The sequence below is a fragment of the Flavihumibacter sp. ZG627 genome, assembly GCF_000814325.1.
Taxonomy (GTDB): domain Bacteria; phylum Bacteroidota; class Bacteroidia; order Chitinophagales; family Chitinophagaceae; genus Flavihumibacter.
On sequence record NZ_JPHF01000011.1, the window covers coordinates 54,388 to 77,527 of the forward strand.

The window sequence follows — 23,140 nt, forward strand, 5'->3', positions numbered from 1 at the left end:
ATCAGGATTTTATTGTTGAAGTGGTAACCGGTACACAGCCATGGTATTTACCGGGAATAAGTTTATAGGGAACAAGATTTGTCATTACATATTCGGATTGTGTATAGCCAAAAACTACCAACCGTCTGAAAGGATCAAGAAATCCCGGAATCTCGTTGTTGTCAGACTTTTGGGAAACCGTTTTCAATAGGCTGAGCTTTCCGTCTTCCACTTTTTCTTCCAGAACGTCTGCTCCATTTTTTTTGATATGCTCCTGCATAGCTTTCAGTCCCCGCACAAATTTTTCCTGATCTTCTTTATTGAAACAATCATCAACCATTTTCAAGGCAAATAAATGAGCTCCCAAATCGGCCGCACCGGGAGAATCACCAGGGGGAATAATTGTATTAGCCAGGGAAAAGAGCAGCTTTTCCTGAGCGGGGGTAATTTGAATTTTTTTCAGTTGGATTGATAGCTGGTCCTGCTTGTAAACACAGGATGGAAGGAAGGCTATACCCGCACCCATCCAGACCATTTGCCTGATTAAGTCTCTTCGATTCATTTGGCTTGCAATTTTATGTTAACACCCATGCCGAAGAATAAATATACCATTATCGATAATTATTCTGTCATAATTTTACAGGCTAAAGCACTTCATTTGCCTGTTTCTGTTTACCTTATTACTCCCCCATTCACACAGCTTAATACACCTTACCCGGCAACTGCATACCTGAAAGGTTTTTTAAATACAAAAGGTATCAGTTCATTTCAGTCGGACCTGGGGATTGAGGTAACGCTTGCGATATTTTCATCAGATGGTCTGCGGCAACTATTTGAAAAGATAGATAATGATCAAACGGATCTATCAGAAAACGTAAAACGAATAATAGCGCTTAAAGAGGATTATATACAAACAATAGATAATGTAGTAGCTTTCTTACAGGGTAAGAATCCAACGCTGGCTCATTTAATCAGCAAGCGTGATTTCCTCCCAGAGGCAAGCAGGTTTGAGCAACTCGAAGACCTGGTTTGGGCATTTGGAAGTATGGGTACGCAGGACAAGGCAAAACATCTGGCCACCATGTACCTGGAAGATTTATCTGATCTTATCAGGGAAACGGTGGATGAACATTTTGGCTTTAGCCGCTATGCGGAGAAGCTGGCACGTTCAGCCAACAAATTTGATGAGCTATATAGTGCTTTACAAAAAAACCTCAGTTATATTGATCAATTGCTGATTTCCTGCCTTGAAGAGAAGGTAAAGGAGTTAGCTCCAAAGCTGGTGGCGATATCAGTACCCTTTCCCGGAAACCTTTATGCTGCATTACGATGCGGTCAATGGATCAAAAAAAATCATCCGGGGATCAAGGTATGCATGGGTGGTGGTTTCCCCAATACGGAACTCCGTTCGCTTTCGGATGCAAGGGTGTTTGAATTCGTTGATTTTATAACACTGGATGATGGTGAGGCACCCATTGAACAGTTGATAAAACATATAGAGAATAACACCCCTGTTGAATCACTAAAACGGACATTCCTTTTACAAGACGGTGTGGTAACATATGTAAATAATGGAAGTTGTTCTGATTACAAACAAGGCCAGGTAGGCACCCCTGATTACAGCGATTTCCTGCTGAATAGTTATATCAATGCTATTGAAATTATCAATCCGATGCATAGCCTCTGGAGTGATGGCAGGTGGAACAAGCTTACTATGGCTCATGGTTGTTATTGGGGGAAATGTACATTCTGCGACATATCGCTGGATTATATCAGGCTCTATGAACCCTTGACGGCATCACTGATATGTGACCGCATTGAAGAGATGATATCACAGACGGGTACCAACGGATTCCATTTTGTTGATGAAGCTGCTCCCCCCGCACTCATGCGGGCCTTAGCGATTGAAATACTTCGAAGGAAACTGATTGTAAGCTGGTGGACTAATATCAGGTTTGAGAAAAGCTTTACGCGCGACCTTTGTTATTTACTCAAAGCTTCCGGATGTATTGGCGTGTCAGGTGGCCTGGAAGTTGCATCCGACAGATTACTCCAACTTATACGTAAAGGTATCACTGTGGGCCAGGTAGCAAGGGTCAACAAGCATTTCACGGATGCCGGAATTATGGTACATGCATACCTTATGTATGGATTTCCTACCCAAACGGCACAGGAAACCATCGATTCGCTGGAAATGGTCAGGCAGTTCTTTGAGGCGGGAATTTTACAAAGTGCATTCTGGCACCAATTCACCATGACAGCCCATAGTCCGGTGGGGCTAGAACCGGAAAAATTTAAAGTGAAGGCGCTGAAGGCTGCTGAAATAAGTTTTGCCGATAATGATGTTGAACATCTGGATCCAACCGGCGCTGATCATTCGAGCTTCGCCTATGGATTAAAAAAATCTTTGTTGAATTATATGCATGGTGCGTGCATAGACTATCCATTACATCGCTGGTTTGATTTTAAGACCCCAAAACCATCAGTGGCACCGGAGCATATAGTAAAGGCACTGGAGCAGGAAGAACTTATATCAAATAAACCTTCCGCTAAAATAATATTCATTGGTCATCAACCACAGTTACAAATAGTAACAAAAACAAAAAAAGGACAGTCGTGGGAAAATGCAGAATTGACATTTCATTCCCGTAAGGGCAGCCAAACTATAAGGATTGGAAAGGACGAAGGCATTTGGTTGTCGAAATTATTGCCAAGGCTTTCAATCACTGAGGCATCTGCTATGACAAGACAAGAAATCCGTGAAAATTACGAAGCGGCCGGGTTACCTGATTTCGAACTATTCTGGGATAATAAACCAATAAACTCACTTTATAAGGCCGGTTTACTTAGTTTGTAGAAGGCGCGGCTTTTGCTGCCTGCTCTTTTAGTTTTTCTTCTTTCCTAAGGTCACGCTGCTCCTGCCTTTTTTGTTTGCGTATTTCTTTCTCTGCTTTACGCACCTTTCGATTTTCGCGTTTTACTTTTCTTTCAGCTTTTTTAGCCTTTCTTTCAGCGCGTTCAATCTTTTGCCGCTGTTTTTGGTATGCTTTTTCATCTGTTTGGGCGTAGCCTGACGCAGCCAGCACAAAAACGGAGAAAAGAATAAAAATGATCTTTCTGAACATACATAAATATTGTACTAAAAGTTAATCATTTTTGAAGCAAACGAAGTGCTTTTAATAAATCATTTGAATCAGTCAAAACACCAGCAAAAAGATCCCCTTTCTTAGCAAGCCGGGCAGGCATGCTGCGTATGGTAAATGCGGCAGGCGACAAATCATGATTCACCTCTTTCCATTCCAGCGCAGCTGACACTTGTGCTCCTTTAACAGGGCGCAGGCTATAAACCGATGCTAATGTTTGACCAGAGCGGTTTTGCAGAAAATCGATATATATTTTATTGCCTCTTTTTTTCAAAGAACGAACTATACTGGTTGTATCGGATAATTTTTCCTGCACCATGCTTGCAATCAGTTTTGCAAAATTCCGGACAGTATCAAAATCGTATTTGTTCCTGAGTGGTATGTAAACATGTAAACCTGATGCACCCGATGTTTTGCAGTATGAAGTTAGCTTTGCACTGTCGCATACTTCCTTTACAACCAGGGCCACATCAACTACTTCTTTAAACGTGTTTTTATCAGAGGGATCAATATCAATGGATAGCCAGGTAGGATTATCTGGTTTCTGGGTTCGGCTGTTCCATGGATTCATTTCAATACATCCGAGGTTAGCGAGGTACAGCAGGGTCTTTTGATTATTACAGACTATATAATCGATCACCTTATTACTGCTTTCACTCTTTACCGGAAACACTTTTACGAAAGATGGTGCATTCTCACCTGCGTCCTTATGATAAAATCCCTCATCCTTTATTCCATTAGGATTTCGTTTTAATGACATAGGCCTGTCTTTGAGATGGGGGAGAATAAATTCTGCAACTGCTGCATAATAATTTATAAGATCACCCTTAGTATACCCCTCATCGGGCCAGAATATCTTTTGTTGATTTGTGAGGGCAACTCCATGCGCTTTTGCTACCGGCTGTTCAGGGAGAATTTCTTCATTAAGATCCTTTACAGGCTTATCGTTTCTCAGGCGAAGAAAAACAGGATGACGGAAAATGTTTTCAGAGGTTAATTCTGTATAGCCGATATCCGCAACCAATTTAGGTTTCACCCAGGTAACAACTCCATTCAAAGGAACTTTTTCTTTAAAGGGTGAAACATCAGTATGCAATTTTGCAAGTTTGGCTTTTATAGATTTCAGGAGGTTTGCATTAAATCCAGTTCCTACATGTCCACGATATTGCCATGCTCTACCTTTTTTACCAGCGAGTATAAGAGAGCCAAAATGTTCACGACTCCCTTTGGGTTCAGTATATCCCACAATCACTGCCTCACTACTCTGTACGTTCTTGATCTTTAACCATTGTTTACTTCTATAACCACGACTGTAACTGCTATCTGCTTTTTTTGCGATAACACCTTCCAGTCCCTTTTGCCGGGCGAGTTCAAAAAACTCAATCCCCCTTTCTTCAACATGATCACAGTACTTTATAACCGGATCTTTAGGTAATAATTTTTTCAGGATTTTCTTCCGGTCAATCAATGGCAGTTCTTCCATATTCTTTCCTGACAATGACAGAATATCAAAAACATAGAAGATCAGCGGTAATGAAGTATTTGATTCGTAGTTCTGCAGTTTCTGAAAGTCGGGCAAATTATGCTCGTTCAATAAAACAATTTCACCATCAAGTATACAATCATGCTTAATCTTTTGAAGGTGCTGCTGTACTGCAGGGAAACGTTGTTGAAGATCAATCCCGTTCCTGGAATAAAGTCTGTTGCCCTTACTATTAATTTCAGCTATTGCCCTGTAACCATCCCATTTTAATTCAAAAATCCAATCCTTATCATCAAAAGGCATCTTCTCTATTGATGCCAGCATTGGCTTCACAGGTTCTTCTAACTTTATTCCTTTACCATGACGGATGCTGGCTACGGGGGCCTCTTCCTTTGTGGCGGAGCTTTCTGCATCCTTATGCTTTATCAGAAGCCAGTTCTTTTCATCCTTCATCCTTACCAACACAAATTCACCCTTTAATTTTTTTCCTTTCAACAATACTTTCAATTCCCCTTTTTTCAACGCGAGTATTGCTGCCCGTTCAGAAATTGCTTGATGTTTTCCATCTACCGGCATAAACTTTCCATTATCCCATATCTCAACTTTACCAGCGCCGTAATTGCCTTTGGGAATTATTCCTTTAAAGTCAATATAGTCGACTGGATGATCTTCTGTTTGAACGGCCAGTCTTTTATCAGCGGGATCAAGTGAGGGACCTTTTGGCACGGCCCAGCTTTTCAATACACCTCCCAGTTCAAGTCTGAAATCATAGTGCAATCGCGAAGCCTGGTGCTTTTGAACTACGAAACGAAAAGAGCTTTCCCCCAGTTTCTTACCTGCTGGTTCTGAGGTTTGAGAAAAATCCCTCTTTTTCTTATAAGTTGCCAGACTCATGAAACTTTACGTTTGGAAGTTGATAAACTCGCTTTTAGTTGTTCCATCAGATCTTTTGAGTTGGAATGTACAACCTTCATTTGCGGAACTTTCACTGCTTTTCCTTTTGATTTGGCCCTGATGAGTTTCATCAGTTTATCACTGTATTCATCTTTGAAGGAGCTTATATCAAATTTTTTGGTGAGTTGATCTACAAGGCTGAGCGCCATCTTAAGTTCAGCGGGGGTAGCTTTTGTTGCGGGTATCTTTAATTCTTTTGAAGAGCGCAACTCCTGTTCAAAACGGATGCGATTAAGCACGAGGGCATTATCCTGGGCTTTTATCACACAAAGGTGTTCACGGTTATGCATGACGAAGCTACCTATTGCTGCTTTACCCGATTTATTAAGGGCATCTCTTAGTAAGGCATATGCGCGAACACCAGTTTTATCAGGTTCAAGAAAATAGGGCATCTCAAAATAATTGGGATCGATCTCTGCCAGTTTCACAAATTGAGAGATGCCTATATGTTTTGTTTTCTCCGGACTGGCTTTTTCAAAATCTTCTTTATCAAGTACTACATATTTATCATTGAGCATGAATCCCCGAACGATATTCTCCCAAACAACTTCCTTTCCGGTTTTTTCATTGACCCGCTTAAACCTGATATTGGCATGATCCTTTTTGTCAAGCATATCAAAATCAAGATTGCTTTCTTCCACGGCGCTGTACATTTTGACCGGTATATTAACCAGGCCAAAGCCTAAGGACCCTGTCCAGATCGCTTTCATAACACAATTGTTTGAGGACTAATAATTTACGAATTTCTATAGTCTAATCAAAAAACTGTGCCATGTGTATCTCAATGAGATACAGCTTTCAGGCCAACGATAGAGGCAATAAGGGTAACAATAAAAAAAATACGCCAGAAATCGGCAGGTTCCTTAAAGAAGATTATACCAACAATTACGGTGCCTACAGCCCCTATTCCTGTCCAAACTGCATAAGCTGTTCCGATGGGCAACACGGCGGTTACTTTAACCAATAGAATCATACTGATTGCCAGACAAAGAACAAAGCCTCCGTACCAGAAGGCAGCTTCATTACCGCTGGCTTCCCTGGCTTTTCCAAGGCATGCGGCGAACCCAACTTCAAAAAGTCCGGCAATAATGAGTATAAGCCAATTCATTGTTAGTCGCGGCTATTCAGCTTTCCCAATAAACGCAACATCTCAATATAAAGCCACACTATGGTTACCAGAAGTCCGAATGCAGCGAACCATTCCATATACTTTGGAGCGCCTTTGGCAACGCCGTTTTCTATCATATCGAAATCGAGAATAAGGTTTAGGGCGGCGATGGCTACAACCAATAAGGAAAAACCTATGCCCATTAAACTTCCTTCATGGAGAAATGCGATATTAATATTGAATAAACGAAGCACGAAAGCGATCAGGTAAAATATTGCTATTCCGGCAGTAGCTGTAAAGACGATGGATTTAAATTTCTGGGTGGCCTTAATTATTCCAGTACGATAGAGAATGAACATTGCCAGTACAGTACCGAATGTTAGGGCAACAGCCTGCATCACAATACCGGGTGCTGTTGAGGCAAAGGCATTACTGAAAGTTGCACTTAATCCGCCAACAAAAACACCTTGAAGAAGTCCATAAGGTGGAGCCAGATATGGTCCGAGTTTTGGTTTGAATGAAATAATGAGGGCAAGAATCAATCCTCCTATAGCCGCGCCTATCATCCATGGGAATACATTAACGCCCTGGTTGAATGCATTCCAGGTAAAGACGGCAGAAGCCATCACCATAAAAAACAGGAATAGAAATTTATTCATTGTTCCCTTCTCGGTCATCGTATCAGAAAGATCACCCGTAAGTGACATATCGAATCTTTTCTCAGAAAGGGTTGGGTTGCCAGATTTAAATATTGCCATGAGATTCTTTTATGGCTCCAAATTAGCATAATCCACCAATAATGCAAGTGCTTATCCGCATCTTAATGATATTGTGTATGTGCTGGCAGATATTTTGCATTTTGGAGAAGAAATATCTTTATTATGGATGATTTTAAATGGGGTATAGTAGGAACAGGGGAAATCGCAAAGGCATTTGTTGCAGATATGAAACTTGTGAATGGCAGAAATCATAAAGTGGTGGCTGTGATGGGTACCTCTATGGAATCGGCTGGAAATTTTGCTAAAGAACATCAGGCAGAGAGGGCCTATGAAAGCATACACGAAATGGTAAAAGAAGGGGGTATTGATGGAGTTTATATTGCAAGTCCCCATCCATTTCATCATAAGGAGACCATAATATGCTTAGAGCATAAAATTCCGGTATTATGTGAAAAGCCACTGGCCATGAATGCTGGCCAGGTCAGTGAAATAATTGAAGCATCGCGAAACAATGAAACCAGGGTTATGGAAGGGATGTGGATACGTTACTTACCATCCATCAATAAAATGCTTGACCTGTATGCTTCCGGTAAAATTGGTGATGCAATACATCTTAATGCATCTATGAGTTATGTTGCGCCTAAGGACAAGGAAAACAGGTTTTATAACGAAAATCTTGGAGGCGGTTCATTAATGGACCTGGGAATATATCCTGTATATCTGGCTTTATTATTATTTGGAGAACCAGAATCATTACAAGCATTTGCCAAACTTACAGATGATAATATTGATGAATACTGCCAGGCTATTCTGCGCTTTCCTGGCAATAAGTTTGCCTATTGTGAATCATCCATTATTACCAAAACGGCAAATACGGCTGTGATCACAGGAACTAAGGGTCGAATTATATTAGAGGAACAATGGAATGAAAAACCACCAGCTATAGTTATAGAATATAATGAGGGAGAACCTGAGACAGTTTCTCTCGATTGGGAAGGTCGTGGATTTCAATACGAAATTGAAACATTTACTAATTACATTTTCAATAAGGAAGATTCTCTATTGCATTCAATGGATGATAGTCTTCAATTAATGCAGGTATTAGACGATATCCGTGATAAAACCGGCATTGAATACCCATTTGACAAAGATGCCTGATCTAGGAACCTGACAGAGCAACTGCATTGAACCTTATCAGGAGTGTATCCCGGGAATAGAATAAAAGCTTGTTGTCCCGAATCTTCCAATTAGTTATTTGAGAAAGGGCCTCAAGGAAATCATTTTCAATATTCATTCCGATACAAGCCTTTCGTGTCATAATCAGGGGAGAAAATTTAATGCTTTGGTCAGCGGCCAATTCAAAACTGCCACGCAGACTATTACAACCGGTATTTCCATTAACAGTACCAACTGTTCCTGGAATAAATGAAAGATAGGCCCCTTTGACAACGCTCGTATCAACCAATTTACCTTTCAGCTCAAACATGTGCCATTGAAATTGATAAAGGGATTCACTTCCGGAAGAGACTATTTCATTCTCGTGAGTAGCACAAACATCAAGAACATTAAATTTCCCGAATTCGTTCAGATGGCGATCTGTGAAATACATTTTTCCTTCCCTCTCTTTCATCTCCCCATAACCTTCTATCATTTGGTTTCCTTGTTTAAGAAAGATCACCTCACGAAAAGAGGTCATCCCTTCTGAAAAAAATGTATACATAGCCAGTAGTGTATCGCCCAACATCCGGCCACTAATGGTTCCCTTACTTTTATCTTTACCATAAAAATTATACGAAAGAAATCCATTAACAGAATCACCCATGAGTGAGTATTCTAATCTTACCGTATCACGATTTGAAGCTTTCTGATAACAATATGAGGAAGATAATGGAGCAGTTGAAATTATTGAATCAAATACGACCTGGTTATCTTTTTTGGGTGTATTATTCTGGCAAGCGATGACTGATATTAACAGAAAGGCGAAAAGCAACTTTTTCATTACATAAACTTTGATATGTTAAATCATTATACGCTTAAAAGAAGGTATCGCCATCTGGAAGAATATTAGGATTAAAACATATCTCCCATAAATGACCGTCAGGATCCGAAAAGCTGGCAGAATATCCCCAACTTTCTTCTCTAGCTTCTTTTACAAGAATTGCGCCCGCTTTTATGGCTGATGCAAGTAAACTATCAACATCTTCCTGATTACCTGTAAAATGACTCAGAATAAAACCGGCTGACCGCACTTGTTCAATTGGGTTGTTAGTGAGGAGGAGGAACTTTTCTCTTCTGTACAATACCAGCCCTATGCTATCTTCCATTTCAAACACAATATGATCATCTCCTTCCTTATACCCGGAAACAGGGAATCCGAGACCCTCTTTATAGAAATCGAATGACTTTTGCAGATCTGCGACCGCCAATGTTATAAAGTTTATTTTCGGGTTCATTTTATAATATTAAGGCTATGGGATATATTGAAATTAAGAATATTAAATCTATAGCCATAACTAAAGTGGGGAACAGTAATTTTGGCAATGAGCATTTTGCAGGTCCGACAATCTATTATAGAACAGCTTACACCGTTATATGGCAACCGGGAAGCCATGTTAATTGCCGACATGCTGCTTGAAAAAATCGCAGACTTACCTAAGCGTGCTTTATTAAATCTGAAAACTGCAGACCTGTCGCCGGAAAATCAAATTGCATTGAATGCGATGCTATCCCAATTACTGAGGCACCGACCAATTCAGTATGTACTGGGGGAGGCATGGTTTCAAAATATGCGATTTTATGTGGATGAGCGGGTCTTGATACCACGGCCTGAAACGGAAGAACTGGTAGAATGGGTGGTAAGGGAAGAAAAATCGGGACTCTCCACTACTATACTAGATATCGGAAGTGGGAGCGGTTGCATTCCCTTAAGCATTGCAAAAAAACTACCGAATGCGGTTATTCATAGTTGTGATATAAGTATGGGTGCCCTTGAAGTGGCCCGGAAAAATGCGTCAGATCTTGGTTTAAAAGTGAATTGGCACCATATTGATTTCCTTCAGGAAGCGGAGTGGCTAAAACTGCCAAAGGCCGACGTACTGGTCAGCAATCCACCTTATATACCACAAAGTGGAAGGTCAGAGATGGCCACCCACGTAGTTGATTACGAACCATCAATGGCCCTTTTTGTACCAGATGAGGATCCGATGGTATTTTATGAGGCAATTGCCCGGTTTGCCCGGTTACATACCAGCCCGGGCGCCCGGATATATGTGGAAATCCACGAGGACTTAGCTGAAAATGTCAGGGAATGTTTCCTGCGATCTGGTTTAAGGAAGATTGAAACGCGGAAGGATATGCAGGGTAAAGAAAGGATGATAAGAGCTATTTCTGGTCTATAACTATATAATCTGCTCTTGCTCCCAGACTAACCAGGTGTGCGCTGATCTGGCTAACAAAATCCTTGGGTCCGCATACATAAAAATGACGGCCAAAATCCTGAATTATATCGATCAGCTTTTTTTTATCAATGCGTCGTTCCATAAATCCAATGACTCCCTCTCTCGTAAATATCCTTATAAAATCATCGCCTAACATTTCCTCCAGTTCTTTCTCCAGGAAAAGATCATCGGATGTTTTGTTTGACCAAACGAGCATGTTATTGGTCATAAGGTTCATAGTTCTTAATGCCCGGAAAATGGAAATGAATGGAGTTATGCCTGTGCCTCCTGCAATGAAAACGCCCGGACCTTTATACTGCAATACACCAAATGCATCCTGAATTATCAATTCGGCATCTGCATTGATCTTACCTAATTCATTGGTAACTCCTCTATGTTCTTCGTAAATTTTTATGGTAAATTCAAGATAGGGCCAGTCGCCCAGAGAAGTAAAAGTGAATGGACGGAATTTATCTTTCCAATCGGGGTGATTGATAGCTACATAACAACCCTGACCTGGTTGAAAAAAATAGCCAGCAGGCTTCTCAACAATGAATCGTTTCACATCATGGTTGATGTAATTGGCCTGTAAAACCTTTACAATATGGTGGGCCATAGAAGGAGATTTTTTTATATAGTGGAATTACTGGGCGCCGCTTTTATCGACGGCGAGTACTGAACGGGCGCCAAGTTCACGCGCTACGCGCATAACTGCCACTACATTTTCTATAGGCACGTTTTTATCAGCATTTATAACAACTGAGGGTTGATCAGATTCTTTAGCAAGAATAGGCTGGAGACTGGCTTTAAGTTCCTCAACACTAACCTTGGTGGTACCAACAAAAAACTGGTTATTAGCATCAATGGATACAACCACGGTTTGTTTGGCCTTTGTATCGCTTTTAGCTTTGGGTTGCGAAAGTTTGATCACATTGGGGTTGGCTAGTGTAGAAACAATCAGGAAAAATAGTAACAATATGAATAAGATATCATTCAGCGCCCCTGTATGCACTTCAGCATGGCCTCTAAGTCGTCTTTTTATATTCATTTCTTAGGTAATATTAAAGGAACCTGACTACCTTGTTGGTTCCTGCAGGGTATCGATGAAATCGGCGCTGGCAACTTCCATTTTATTAACCGTTTTATCAACCTGCGCATTTAGGAAACTATGGCCCACATAAGCGAGCAGTCCGATTATAAGCCCGGTTGCGGATGTAATCATCTTTACATATATACCGCTGGCAATTGTACTTAATGTATACTCCCCGGTTGAAGAGATGCCATAGAATAACTGAACCATACCTACAATTGTTCCGAGAAATCCGAACATCGGAGCAATACCAGAAATCAGAGAAAGGACGGAAAGATTACGTTCCATTTTATACATTTCCAGCCGTCCAACATTCTCCATACTTTTTTCAATGGCGTCAATGGGCTTGCCAATACGTTGAATGCCCTTATCAATAATTCGGGCAACGGGATTGGAGGTATTTTTGGCAAGCGAACGGGCGGCAGCTACATTTCCGCTCAGGATGTGATCCTTAATGATACTCATAAAATTCTCATCGATCTTACTTGCCTTATTGATGGCTATATAACGCTCAAAGAAAAAATAAATGGCCAGGACCAATAAAAGGAATAATGGAATCATCAGCACTCCCCCCTGGAAAAGGAGATTGATCAGGTTTAATTCCTGCCCTGGTGTTCCAGCGGCGGCAGCTGCACTTGTACTATCGGCTAATCTTCTTGCGGTGTCGGTGATCTGTAATAGGAACAAATTCATCTATGGTAGTTTTCGGATTTGTCAAACGTGAAAATAAGTCTATTATTTGCTAAGGATTTCTAAAGATTATACACTTTTCCACATCAGGCACCCACCTGCTTCACCATCATAGCCTGGATTTGTTTCATAGTCTTTTCCATGCCTTCAGCACTTCCATCCAGGAAAATAACGTTGCCTTTTCCATATTCAGCAAAGTTCTTAACTGCTTCAGTCCACATGCTAAAGAGAATTACATTGGTATCGAGGTTAGCCTGGCGCATCCTGTCGGCAGCTTCACTCATACCTTTGGCCACTTCTTCCCGGAATAATGCCACCCCCTGTCCGCGTAATCTGGCAGCCTCACGTTCAGCTTCAGCCGCTATCTTTATAGCATTACCTTCTGCTTCTGCATTCTTTGTTTTAGTGATCAGCATTGCCTGGCCTTCATTTTCTGCCGCTGCTTTAAGGTTACTGGAAGCCACTACTTTGCTCATTGAATCCATGATAGCCTGGTCAAATGTTATATCATTAATCTGGAGATCAAGCAAGTGGTATCCCCATTCTTCCAGCAACTGGTCGATCTGATCTTTCACGTATTCAACAATTTCCTTTCTAAGACCGAGGATCTCTGCCTGTCTTTTGGTGGCCACAAAAGAACGGATCGTTCCTTCAATGGTACGACTAAGAGCCTGCATAAGTTCACGTTCACTAATAAACTTAAAGGCTACCTTTTTTATAGTTTCATCCTGCTCATTCTGCACAGCAAAAAGAAGCATACTCTTGAAATAAACATTGGCCTGATCGGCAGTTACTGCCTGGAATTCAAGTTCAATAGATCTGTTCTGGATGGAAATTCGTTTGGAAATCACTTCCAGGAAAGGGATGATCAGACTAAGACCTGGATGGAGTACTCTCCTGTATTTTCCGAACATTGTAACTACTCCTACTGTTCCCTGGTTGACTGTTTTCAATCCCATGAATACGATCAATACCAGTAAAATGATCCACCAATTGGACAAAATTAAATCCAGCATTATTACGGTTTTTGGGTTACAAGATAGTCAAGAATTGCTTAGCTCCGCTGTTCCCATAACTCCACCAAATGAACAAGGGTATCAACACTGCGTTCCATGTCTCTCACGCTTACAAATTCATGTTTGCTGTGAAGCGCCATTTCACCTGTAAAAAGATTGGGGCATGGCAATCCCATAAATGAAAGCCTGGAGCCGTCAGTACCCCCCCTGATAGGTAGTTTAATTGGTTGAAGGCCGCTACGTAAAATTGCTTCTTCAGCATAAGCAACAACCTGTGGGTGATGCTGCAAAACCTCCTTCATATTCCGATATTGTTCGCGCACTTCGTAGGTGCTGCTTGCACCAGGGTGCATTTTAACTACTTCATCGGCCATATGTTGTAACATATATTCATATTCGCCCAAACCTGACGTTTCAAAATCGCGGATAATAAACTGAACACTTGCCTTCTCGGCATTACCATTAATATGAACGGGGTGAACAAAGCCTTCCCTGCCTTCAGTTACTTCTGGCGCCAGTTTTTCCTTCGGTAAGTTTGCCAGGAAAGTGCCTGCCAGCTTCAATGCATTTACCATCTTGCCCTTTGCTGTTCCCGGATGGGCACTGATACCGTGAAAATGAATGGACATAGCATCAGCCGAAAAGTTCTCATCCTCCAGGCTACCGGCCTGGCCTGCGTCAAGGGTATAACCAATTGACGCCCCTAGCTTTTCCATATCCACATGCTCCACTCCTCTTCCTACTTCTTCATCGGGGGTGAACAATATTCGTATAGCGCCATGCTTAACCTGTGGGTTTGTTATAAGATAGTTTGTAAGATCCATGATTACGGCTACACCTGCCTTATCATCGGCACCCAGTAAAGTGGTACCAGAGGCTGTTATTATATCATCTCCTATCTTTTCTTTCAGATATGGATGATCACTAATCCTGATCACCTGCGTTTCATCGTCAGGCAAAATAATGTCAGCACCAGTATAGTTTTTATGCAGGATGGGTTTCACTCCGGTTCCGCTGCAATCAGGAGCAGTATCCATATGGGCACAAAAGCATAATACGGGTACCACCTTATCCGTATTTGCAGGAATTGTCGCATAAACATATCCGTGTTCATCCAAATGCGCATCGCTAATACCTATTTCCAGCAATTCTTTGACCAGTATACGACCAAGATCCTTTTGCTTTTCTGTACTGGGAAAAGTTGTGCTATGCGGATCACTCTGGGTATCGATGGTCACATAATTCAAAAAGCGTTCCGTTACAGTATATTTATAGGAATTGCTCATTAATGCTAATTTCGGGCAAATTACATTTTTGATGGCAAAGCCCGATACCAGATCACCATTGGTGCCGCATCCAATTCTACGGGTTACCTTTTTTTTGGTTCTTTACCTTTCTGCTTTGCTTGCTGTAAGCTTACTCGAATTGTCGTTATACAGCAGGTTCACTGTCATTTTCATTGCCACCATTATACTGGTCATAGTATTCCGGGGGGTGGTTGACCGGCGAACTTTCACAAGCCTTGGCTGGCATTGGAAAGGGAATGAAAGACATTTTTACACAGGTATTGTTTTGGCCATTGCTATGCTTGGTGTTGGTACTCTTATTTTAGCGGCCATGGGTGAAATAGAATGGATGGACTATCAATTTAATGGTAATGATCTTGCTCTTGCAATAGGCCTAATGTTGATGGTGACCATTTCAGAGGAATTGGTATTCAGAGGGTATATTCTTACCAACCTTCTTGAAAACATGAAACCCTTTTTAAGCCTTCTGGTTTCTGCAATTGTTTTTGCCATATTTCATTCAGGAAATCCCGGATCCAATTGGTTAACCACGATAAACATATTCCTTTCGGGTATTTTACTGGGCCTGAATTTCATTTACACAAGGAATCTATGGTTTGGGATCGCTTTTCATTTTGCATGGAATTTCCTGCAGGGCCCTGTTCTCGGATATGAAGTAAGCGGACTGGAGCTGAATTCAATGTTGATACATACCAGTTCAGCAAATCAATTGCTGACAGGCGGCAACTTTGGATTTGAGGGATCTTTGATCAATACTATTTTAAGCTGTATTGTTATTGTGACGCTTGGAACGGTTTACCATTTTCAAAAAACCATGCAATAAATAGTGTTTTTTAGCCACGTTTATTTCGGCTGTTTATAAAGGCATGCTCATTATTGATATCTTCTGCAAGGCTCTCAATGGAGCGGTCGGCAAATAAACTGATCAATTGTTCTTTAATAGGTTTGTACTCAAAATGCATGGGACAAGGCTTAAGTTCGGAGCACTGCTTCAAGCCCAGAATACAGGTCTGGAATTTACTATCCTCTCCCATAAGGTCAAGGATTACACGTACAGGTAAACGTTTAGCTTTTTCGGTCATAAAAAAGCCCCCATTAGGGCCACGAACAGAGCTTACCAGCGTGTTTCCACGGGTGAGTTGCTGAATTATCTTGGCAGTAAATGATTGAGGCGAATCAATAGCTTTAGCAATTTCGGCAATGCCTAGCTTTTTATCCGCTGTACTCTTTTGAGCAATGTATATGGCAGCCCTGAGGGCATATTCAGTGGTCTTGGAAAACATTGACCTTTTTTTCCAAATGTATGTATTAGTACCAGAAAATAGCAAATATTTAAGGATATATTTATCCTTTATTATTATTTTTACAGAATAATTCTATCTATGAGCCTATTAAAAAAGAATCTCTCACCCCTGGTTTATTCCTGCAGTGGATGTTCCAGTGCAGCACAAATGAGCAACTGGTTAGCCTTACAATTAGATCGTCAGCAACTTGCAGAAATGTCATGCATTGCTGGAGTTGGGGGAAATGTGAAAAAACTTGTTCGACTGGCGGCATCAGGAAGAAATATTATTGCAATAGATGGTTGTCCGCTTGCCTGTACAAAGGCATGCCTTGCTAATCACAATATAAGCGCCGATCTGCATCTGGAATTAAGTGATTTTGGCATTCGTAAAAATCAGCACGAAGACTTTGATTATGCTGAAGCACGCGAGCTCCTGGAGATAATCAAAGAAAAATATTTTGATGAAAAAACTACAGTCCAGAACACCCTCACAGTCTGAGACCATAAAGACAGAAGTAGTTTGTCCAAATGACACCAATCCCATGGGTATACTTCAGGGAGGAAGACTAGTTGAATGGATGGATATAGCTGCTGCAGTGTGTGCTCAAACACATGCAGGTAAGATATGTGTTACTGCATCTATTGATGAAGTAGCGTTTCGCCACCCGGCTAAGATTGGCGATATTCTGATTATCAATGCAAGAATAACAAGGGCATTTAGTAGTTCAATGGAGGTGTTGGTGGATGCATTCGCTAAAAAAGTTACGGGCACCACAAAAATTCTTATCAGCGAGGCGTATTTCACTTTTGTTGCGCTGGATGATATGGGTCATCCTGCTCCCGTAATACCCGTAAAACCTGTAACCGCACAGCAAAAGAAAGATTATGAAGAAGCGATCATTCGAAAATCTGTAAAAGCAAAAAGACGATAATGTATAAGGAAATCTTAGATTTTATGGAAAACCAAACCTGTGCAAGTATCTGTTGCATAGATCAGCATGGGAAGCCATATTGTTTCAATTGTTATTATGCAATACATGCGGACGATGTATACCTGTATTTTAAATCTTCCCCGGATACCTATCATGGTATATCAATACAGAATAATCCCATAGTGTCAGGAACTATACTGCCAGATAAATTGAATAAACTAATAACAAAGGGAATACAATTTACGGGAACAGTAATATCAGCAGATGGGATTTCCGCCATAACAGCGAGTTCATCTTACCATAAAAAATACCCCGTAGGGCTATTAATACCAGGCCAGGTTTTTACTATTAGAATCGAAACAATTAAAATGACCGACAGCAGCCTGGGTTTTGGCAAAAAACTAGCCTGGAAAAGGGCGGAAGAAATATCCCTACAGTAAGCTATAAAGCAGAAACCCCGACAATTATCGGGGTTTCTGCTTTATATAAAATTATAGCTGAATATCCAATCAAGGCATAATAATTTTTGAAGGAGTACCTATAATTTCAACCAGTTCAATATCGAAAGTGAGGTCTTCTCCGGCAAGGGGATGATTTGCGTCAAGCAAAATCACTTCTTCCCTGATTTCTGTAATAACTACGGGTACAACCTGTCCCTGACTATTGTTGAGGTTAAGGCGCATACCAGCTTCAAGGGGCATATCCTCAGGAACCTGTTCGCGTGGGAACTCAATCAGCATTTCCGGATTTTTCGGTCCATATGCATCATCAACAGGAATCTGCACTGTTTTCTTCTCACCAATAACCATACCCATCACCCCGTTGTCGAAGCCGGCAATCACCTGGCCACTACCCACCTGAAACTCCAACGGATCACGACCCTCTGAACTATCAAAAGTAGTTCCATCAGTCAGGCGGCCATGGTAATGAACCTTAACGGTATCGCCGGATTGTACTTGTTGCATAAAAGATTTTTTTAAATTGTTCAAATCAGGCAGCAAGTTAAGGGAAAACTGGGAGATAGCGACTCGTTGCTGAAGGCTTATATTTGGAACATGAAACAGCGTTTATTAACCTGCCTCTGGGCATTAATATTATTGACTTCTGCATGCGCTCAGAAATCGACTTCCCATAATAAAAGCGCGAAAGATGCAGAGCCTGTCTTTAACTCCAAAAACAGAATACAACCCGGAGCAGAGAACTTTAAAGTCTATCTCCCATTGCTTTCAGGGAAAAGGGTAGCGCTATTTGCCAACCAGACCACGGTTGTTAATGACAGTATACACCTGGTAGATGAATTACGAAACATAGGGGTGAATATCGTTAAAATATTTGCGCCTGAACATGGATTCCGCGGTACAGCAGATGCCGGGGAAAAGGTGGATAATTCAGTCGATAAGAAGACAGGCATTCAGGTCATCTCCCTGTATGGAAAAAAGAGGAAGCCAAGTGAAGAAGACATGAAAGATGTTGACATCCTCTTATTTGATATCCAGGATATAGGTGTTCGGTTTTATACCTACATATCATCCCTTGAAGAATTTATGGAAAGTGCCGTTCAGTTCAATAAACCATTAGTTGTATTGGACAGGCCAAATCCGAATGGATTTTATATTGATGGTCCGGTTCTTGAAAAACCATTCCGTTCATTTGTTGGTATGCAGGCGGTTCCAATCGTGTATGGGATGACGATTGGAGAATATGCGAAAATGCTTGCAGGCGAAAATTGGCTCGGCAGTGAATTTCCTGGTAATAAGCTCAGGCTTACTGTAATACCCTGTATCAACTATACACACAGTAGCAGATATAAATTACCTGTAAAGCCTTCGCCAAACTTACCCGATATGGCCAGTATTTACTGGTATCCGTCAACCTGTTTGTTTGAAGGGACGGTTCTGAGCGAAGGAAGGGGTACAGATAAACCATTCCAGGTTTTCGGCCATCCCGACCTTCCAAAAAACCTTTATAGTTTTACGCCTGTTTCACGCGAGGGGGCCAAGGATCCGAAACATAAGGATAAATTATGTTTTGGTTGGAATATTTCGGGAACGCCGGATAAAGTATTGGAAACCATAAACAATCAGATCCATCTTGAATATTTACTCGAGGCATATAAACTTTTCCCGGAGAAGAATAAGTTTTTTATTGGTAAGGAAGGGGCCAAACCCACAGAGTACTTCTTTAATAAATTATCAGGCAATGCAAAATTAATGGAACAGGTAAAACAACAGTTAACTATGGCTGAGATCAGGCGTTCGTGGGAACCTGGGCTGAAGGAATTCAAAATTATCAGAAAAAAGTACTTGCTGTATGAAGAGTAATCAGACAACACAAAAAACGGACTATCATGATCTTCGCATCATTTTCATGGGTACTCCTGAATTTGCTGTTGCTTCCTTAAACGCATTGGTTTTGGCGGGATGTAATGTTGTGGCAGTGGTAACAGCGCCTGATAAGCCTGCAGGCAGGGGAATGCAGTTGCAGGAACCTGCAGTGAAAAAATATGCGAAATCAAAAGATATTCCTGTATTGCAGCCCGAAAAACTACGGTCACCCGAATTCATTGATAATCTCCGCCAGTTGAAAGCTGATCTGCAGGTAGTAGTGGCTTTCCGGATGCTTCCTGAAATAGTCTGGAATATGGCTCCTATGGGAACCGTAAATGTGCACGGCTCTTTATTACCACAATACCGGGGTGCCGCCCCTATTAACTGGGCAATAATCAATGGAGAAAAGATAACTGGTATTACCACATTTAAACTAAAGCATGAAATAGATACGGGTAATATCCTGCTACAGGAAAAATTAGCGATCAATGAGGACGATAACGCAGGAACTGTTCATGATCGGATGAAAGAACTGGGAGCCCGATTGTTGGTGGAAACAGTTATAGGCCTTGCAAGTGGTGAACTGAAAGAAAAACCGCAGCCAGACCAGACCGGGGAGGACATTTCGTTGCATCATGCACCAAGGATTTTCACTGAAACCTGCAGGATCAACTGGAAACAATCAATTGAAAATTGCCATAATTTAATTCGTGGCCTTTCACCCTATCCGGGGGCATTCACAGAATTAGAAGGAAAGACCCTTAAAATTTTTGCCGCAACAAAAGAATTTACACATCCACTCGGGCTTCCGGGGAGTTTTGAAACGGACAGGAAAACCTACCTTAAATTTGCCGCCACAGATGGTTATCTGCACCTGACTGATCTCCAGTTGCAGGGAAAAAAACGACTACCAATAGGTGATTTTTTAAGAGGATACCGATTCTCGGACAATGTATAATTCTATATGATCAGTTACAATACCAAAGACTGGCTTTCAGTCCTTTTCAATTTTCATAAAGCAGATACATTCAGGAAGTTATTCCCCATGATGATCGTCATCAGTCTCTATTCATGGGGAGTGGCCTATATTGAAGTGGAAATATTAAAGCTCTCACAAAACAGCACGGTCAAGAATGTATCTATCATGCACAACCTGTTGGGCTTTGCAATTTCAATGTTATTGGTATTTCGAACGAATACAGCCTATGATCGCTGGTGGGAGGGGCGGAAGCTTTGGGGTTCACTAACCAACAATTCCCGAAATCTCGCTGTCAAGCTGAATGCAATACTGGGGGTAGACGACAACATTAATCGCAACTTTTTCAGGAAGTCTATCCCTCTGTATGCAAGTATGCTTCGGGATCATCTCCGTTCAGAAAAAACAAGGCTCGCACTTGACGAAATTGATCATCCTGAACTCGAAATTGATCAAAGCCGACACCTGCCCAACCAGGTTGCATCACTCATGCTTAAACGAACACATGATCTATATCGAAATAAACAGATCAGTGGCGATCAACTTATAACGCTGAACAATGAACTTGCTTCCTTTACAGATATTTGTGGGGCATGTGAAAGAATAAAAAATACACCTATCCCCTACTCATATAGTGTATTCATTAAAAAATTTATTTTCATTTATGTTATCACGCTGCCAATTGGATTCGTGTTCAATCTGGGTTATCTTGTAATTCCGGTTGTAGTATTCGTCTTTTATGTATTGGCAAGTCTGGAGTTGATCGCAGAAGAAATAGAAGATCCATTTGGTGGTGATGCCAACGATGTTCCTACTGAAAAGTTATCACAGAATATTAAGCTGCACGTAAATGAAATCTTTTCCTAAACTATGAATTATTTAAAGGCTTTCAGGTGGTCCTTATGTTTAGTTTTTACATTCTCACTCGCGGTGGGCTGCACCAGTACCCGAAAAACCACTGTTAACCCTAACTCCATCCCTACATCCAGGTCATTACCACCCCTGACTGAATCAGTGTTGAACATTCCGGTTAAAGTAGTGATAACTCCTTTCCTCAAACAGGCTGAAAGTATTGCCCCAAAAGAGATAAGATCAGATGGCTGGCCGGAATACATGATTAGCAGTTGTGATTTCAGGTATAAATACAGGTTTGTACGCTCCACTTTTCAATTTAGCTGTATCAACAACAGGATATCCGTTGCCATGAACGGCAATTACCAGATCGCAGGAAGTAAAACCGTTTGCGTAATGGGGCAATCTGTTTCACCATGGATAAATGGAAGTTGTGGATTTGGTAATGAACCTATGCGCAAAGTGAATATCAATCTCATTTCTGATCTCCGGTTCACGCCAGATTACAGGCTTCAGAGCACCACCAGAACTGAGAAGGTTGTGCCTATTGATAAATGTCTTGTAACTATTTTCAATAACGACGTTACAACAGAGGTCATGGATAGTATTGCCGCTTCGGTGAATCTGTTCGGCACTAATATTGACAAGATTGTAAAGGAGATGAATTTCAGCAACTACCTAACACCCATTGGAGAAAAAGCCGGTAAGAAAATTCCGCTTGGAACTTATGGTTTTATGAAACTAAATGCCAGTGCCGTCAGGATGGGACCAATAAATTTTTCTGCAGACACTTTGAGATTTACTGCTGGCGTATCCTGTTATCCGGAAATTAGCTCTGACAGTATAAACCATAGTGTTACGAAGCACCTACCTCCCTTAACCAACAATACAACTGGTGATGGTTTTGCACTCACTTCAAATGCTATCTACGATTACAAAACTATTGACAGTTTATTGACGCGTACATTAAGGGACAGATCATTTGAAGTTAAAGGAGAAAAAATCCGGATTGAAAAGGTTCAGGTAAAGGGTTTGGAGGGCTATATGGTGGAATTCAAAATAACGTTCACCGGAACAAAAAGAGGTACACTCTTTCTAAAGGGCACACCAGATCTTGAGGTGAGCACTCAGCAACTAACCGTGCCCGATCTGGAATATGACCTTAATTCTTCCAGTATTGTACTAGTTCTTGGTAAAACCTTTTTCAACCGCCAGATCCTCGAAAATTTGAGGAAGCAGGCAAAAATAAATGTGAACGAGCTATACTTAAAAAACAAACAGAAAATAGACGATCAATTCAACAGGGAGATTACAACGGGCATAAGACTGAAAGGGAACACCAGTGAGCTTAGGTTAAATGGCCTTATTATAAACCGCGACAATGTACAGGTACAGGCCACTCTTACCGGAAATGCAGATCTGTTAATCAGCAATATACCCGGGCGTTGATCAGGATACGGGAAACCACAACGGGGTTGGATCATCCCAATTACCATTATAGTTTATAAACAATTCTTCGCCAGCCATAATGTCGCGAACAGTTGTGACCTTAATCAGGTTGTAATCATAATCCATTTCATATTCACAATTACTATTGAAGGAGTGATTATAAAGGGGAATATATCCCAAGGCCATACAGCATTGGTTAAGATCAGGGCCCCATTCAAAAATATAATCATGCAAGATGGTCTGATCGAGCAAGGCCCGGTCGGCAGTTGACATTACGATAACCGGACTCTGCTCCACTACTGTACCCGCTGCAATGTTTTCGGAAGAAAACACCCCCCGGCCCATCGAAGAGGTTGGAGCAACAAATAAGGAAGGCAAAATCATGATGCAATT

At 41.2% G+C, this 23,140-nt stretch carries 27 protein-coding genes; 11 read left to right on the top strand and 16 right to left on the bottom strand.

The features are described from left to right. Nucleotide 1 precedes the first annotated feature (1 nt). Nucleotides 2-541 carry a gluconate 2-dehydrogenase subunit 3 family protein gene (locus tag HY58_RS19050; RefSeq protein ID WP_082022204.1) on the bottom strand — a complete coding sequence of 180 codons (540 nt, stop codon included), beginning with the start codon at nt 539-541 and terminating at the stop codon, nt 2-4. 27 nt (nt 542-568) lie between these two features. On the opposite strand from HY58_RS19050, the gene HY58_RS16635 reads away from it, so the two are divergent. After that, the gene (locus HY58_RS16635; RefSeq protein WP_253271601.1) at nt 569-2,836 is read left to right on the top strand and encodes a radical SAM protein; all 2,268 of its coding nucleotides are present in this window, start codon (nt 569-571) and stop codon (nt 2,834-2,836) included. Here HY58_RS16635 and HY58_RS16640 read toward each other — a convergent pair. From HY58_RS16640 to HY58_RS16660, 5 genes are all read right to left on the bottom strand, one after another. After that, on the bottom strand, nt 2,826-3,104 hold the full coding sequence (locus tag HY58_RS16640) for a hypothetical protein (protein WP_039134659.1): 279 nt from the start codon (nt 3,102-3,104) through the stop codon (nt 2,826-2,828). The two genes, HY58_RS16635 and HY58_RS16640, sit on opposite strands and share 11 nt — an antisense overlap. A gap of 25 nt (nt 3,105-3,129) precedes the next feature. Beyond that, nucleotides 3,130-5,499: a DNA ligase D gene (gene ligD / locus HY58_RS16645; RefSeq protein ID WP_039134662.1), complete on the bottom strand. Its 2,370-nt coding sequence runs from the start codon at nt 5,497-5,499 to the stop codon at nt 3,130-3,132. Beyond that, nucleotides 5,496-6,269, bottom strand: a complete 774-nt coding sequence (locus HY58_RS16650; RefSeq protein WP_039134665.1) for a Ku protein — start codon at nt 6,267-6,269, stop codon at nt 5,496-5,498. The genes ligD and HY58_RS16650 overlap by 4 nt, the downstream gene beginning before the upstream one ends. 71 nt (nt 6,270-6,340) lie before the next feature. Further along, nucleotides 6,341-6,667 (bottom strand): multidrug efflux SMR transporter, encoded by a 327-nt coding sequence (locus HY58_RS16655; RefSeq protein WP_039134667.1) that lies wholly within the window; start codon nt 6,665-6,667, stop codon nt 6,341-6,343. A gap of 2 nt (nt 6,668-6,669) precedes the next feature. Beyond that, complete coding sequence (locus tag HY58_RS16660; protein WP_039134670.1) at nt 6,670-7,425, bottom strand: Bax inhibitor-1/YccA family protein; 756 nt, start codon at nt 7,423-7,425, stop codon at nt 6,670-6,672. 123 nt (nt 7,426-7,548) lie between these two features. On the opposite strand from HY58_RS16660, the gene HY58_RS16665 reads away from it, so the two are divergent. Continuing rightward, entirely contained in the window at nt 7,549-8,544 is a 996-nt protein-coding gene (locus HY58_RS16665; RefSeq protein ID WP_039134673.1) for a Gfo/Idh/MocA family protein, read from the top strand. Between the two features lies 1 nt (nt 8,545). On the opposite strand, the gene HY58_RS19055 is transcribed toward HY58_RS16665, so the two are convergent. Together HY58_RS19055 and HY58_RS16675 are read right to left on the bottom strand one after the other, a co-directional pair. Continuing rightward, nucleotides 8,546-9,385 carry an META domain-containing protein gene (locus HY58_RS19055; RefSeq protein WP_052324235.1) on the bottom strand — a complete coding sequence of 280 codons (840 nt, stop codon included), beginning with the start codon at nt 9,383-9,385 and terminating at the stop codon, nt 8,546-8,548. A gap of 34 nt (nt 9,386-9,419) precedes the next feature. Continuing rightward, nucleotides 9,420-9,839, bottom strand: coding sequence for a VOC family protein (locus HY58_RS16675; protein ID WP_039134676.1), 420 nt, complete (start codon nt 9,837-9,839; stop codon nt 9,420-9,422). An 87-nt stretch (nt 9,840-9,926) separates the two neighbouring features. On the opposite strand from HY58_RS16675, the gene prmC reads away from it, so the two are divergent. Further along, nucleotides 9,927-10,784 (top strand): peptide chain release factor N(5)-glutamine methyltransferase, encoded by an 858-nt coding sequence (gene prmC / locus HY58_RS16680; RefSeq protein ID WP_039134679.1) that lies wholly within the window; start codon nt 9,927-9,929, stop codon nt 10,782-10,784. Here prmC and HY58_RS16685 read toward each other — a convergent pair. From HY58_RS16685 to pepT, 5 genes are all read right to left on the bottom strand, one after another. Continuing rightward, a complete protein-coding gene (locus HY58_RS16685) occupies nt 10,768-11,439 on the bottom strand; it encodes a flavodoxin reductase (protein WP_039134682.1) in 672 nt (223 codons plus the stop codon). The two genes, prmC and HY58_RS16685, sit on opposite strands and share 17 nt — an antisense overlap. Before the next feature lie 27 nt (nt 11,440-11,466). Next, a complete protein-coding gene (locus tag HY58_RS16690; protein ID WP_039134685.1) occupies nt 11,467-11,871 on the bottom strand; it encodes a biopolymer transporter ExbD in 405 nt (134 codons plus the stop codon). Between the two features lie 27 nt (nt 11,872-11,898). Further along, the gene (locus HY58_RS16695) at nt 11,899-12,606 is read right to left on the bottom strand and encodes a MotA/TolQ/ExbB proton channel family protein (RefSeq protein WP_039134688.1); all 708 of its coding nucleotides are present in this window, start codon (nt 12,604-12,606) and stop codon (nt 11,899-11,901) included. 83 nt (nt 12,607-12,689) lie between these two features. Next, on the bottom strand, nt 12,690-13,619 hold the full coding sequence (locus HY58_RS16700; RefSeq protein ID WP_039134690.1) for an SPFH domain-containing protein: 930 nt from the start codon (nt 13,617-13,619) through the stop codon (nt 12,690-12,692). A 38-nt stretch (nt 13,620-13,657) separates the two neighbouring features. Further along, the gene (gene pepT / locus HY58_RS16705) at nt 13,658-14,905 is read right to left on the bottom strand and encodes a peptidase T (protein WP_039134693.1); all 1,248 of its coding nucleotides are present in this window, start codon (nt 14,903-14,905) and stop codon (nt 13,658-13,660) included. Nucleotides 14,906-14,936: 31 nt separating this feature from the next. Between pepT and HY58_RS16710 the strand changes: the two genes are divergently transcribed. Beyond that, the gene (locus HY58_RS16710) at nt 14,937-15,749 is read left to right on the top strand and encodes a CPBP family intramembrane glutamic endopeptidase (RefSeq protein WP_039134696.1); all 813 of its coding nucleotides are present in this window, start codon (nt 14,937-14,939) and stop codon (nt 15,747-15,749) included. A gap of 10 nt (nt 15,750-15,759) precedes the next feature. Here HY58_RS16710 and HY58_RS16715 read toward each other — a convergent pair whose 3' ends face one another. Then, entirely contained in the window at nt 15,760-16,209 is a 450-nt protein-coding gene (locus HY58_RS16715; protein ID WP_039134699.1) for an Rrf2 family transcriptional regulator, read from the bottom strand. Nucleotides 16,210-16,308: 99 nt separating this feature from the next. Here HY58_RS16715 and HY58_RS16720 point away from each other — a divergent pair, with 99 nt between their 5' ends. From HY58_RS16720 to HY58_RS20050, 3 genes are read left to right on the top strand one after another with little or no spacing between them, the layout of a single operon-like run. Continuing rightward, the gene (locus tag HY58_RS16720; RefSeq protein WP_039134702.1) at nt 16,309-16,710 is read left to right on the top strand and encodes a putative zinc-binding protein; all 402 of its coding nucleotides are present in this window, start codon (nt 16,309-16,311) and stop codon (nt 16,708-16,710) included. After that, on the top strand, nt 16,673-17,143 hold the full coding sequence (locus HY58_RS16725; protein WP_052324236.1) for an acyl-CoA thioesterase: 471 nt from the start codon (nt 16,673-16,675) through the stop codon (nt 17,141-17,143). Before HY58_RS16720 ends, HY58_RS16725 begins: the two co-directional genes overlap by 38 nt. Beyond that, a complete protein-coding gene (locus HY58_RS20050) occupies nt 17,143-17,583 on the top strand; it encodes a pyridoxamine 5'-phosphate oxidase family protein (protein ID WP_052324237.1) in 441 nt (146 codons plus the stop codon). The genes HY58_RS16725 and HY58_RS20050 overlap by 1 nt, the downstream gene beginning before the upstream one ends. A gap of 69 nt (nt 17,584-17,652) precedes the next feature. Here the strand turns inward: HY58_RS20050 and HY58_RS16735 are convergent, their stop codons facing one another. Then, nucleotides 17,653-18,108 carry a peptidylprolyl isomerase gene (locus HY58_RS16735; RefSeq protein WP_039134711.1) on the bottom strand — a complete coding sequence of 152 codons (456 nt, stop codon included), beginning with the start codon at nt 18,106-18,108 and terminating at the stop codon, nt 17,653-17,655. Between the two features lie 90 nt (nt 18,109-18,198). On the opposite strand from HY58_RS16735, the gene HY58_RS16740 reads away from it, so the two are divergent. Genes HY58_RS16740 through HY58_RS16755 form a run of 4 tightly spaced genes read left to right on the top strand, consistent with a single transcriptional unit; the run spans nt 18,199 to nt 22,747 of the window. Further along, a complete protein-coding gene (locus HY58_RS16740; protein ID WP_039134714.1) occupies nt 18,199-19,464 on the top strand; it encodes an exo-beta-N-acetylmuramidase NamZ domain-containing protein in 1,266 nt (421 codons plus the stop codon). Continuing rightward, nucleotides 19,454-20,428, top strand: a complete 975-nt coding sequence (gene fmt / locus HY58_RS16745) for a methionyl-tRNA formyltransferase (RefSeq protein WP_052324238.1) — start codon at nt 19,454-19,456, stop codon at nt 20,426-20,428. Before HY58_RS16740 ends, fmt begins: the two co-directional genes overlap by 11 nt. Nucleotides 20,429-20,434: 6 nt before the next feature. Continuing rightward, a complete protein-coding gene (locus HY58_RS16750) occupies nt 20,435-21,313 on the top strand; it encodes a bestrophin family protein (protein ID WP_039134716.1) in 879 nt (292 codons plus the stop codon). 3 nt (nt 21,314-21,316) lie between these two features. Further along, complete coding sequence (locus HY58_RS16755; protein WP_082022205.1) at nt 21,317-22,747, top strand: DUF4403 family protein; 1,431 nt, start codon at nt 21,317-21,319, stop codon at nt 22,745-22,747. On the opposite strand, the gene HY58_RS16760 is transcribed toward HY58_RS16755, so the two are convergent. Continuing rightward, entirely contained in the window at nt 22,748-23,131 is a 384-nt protein-coding gene (locus HY58_RS16760; protein WP_039134721.1) for an SET domain-containing protein, read from the bottom strand. Nucleotides 23,132-23,140 lie beyond the last annotated feature (9 nt).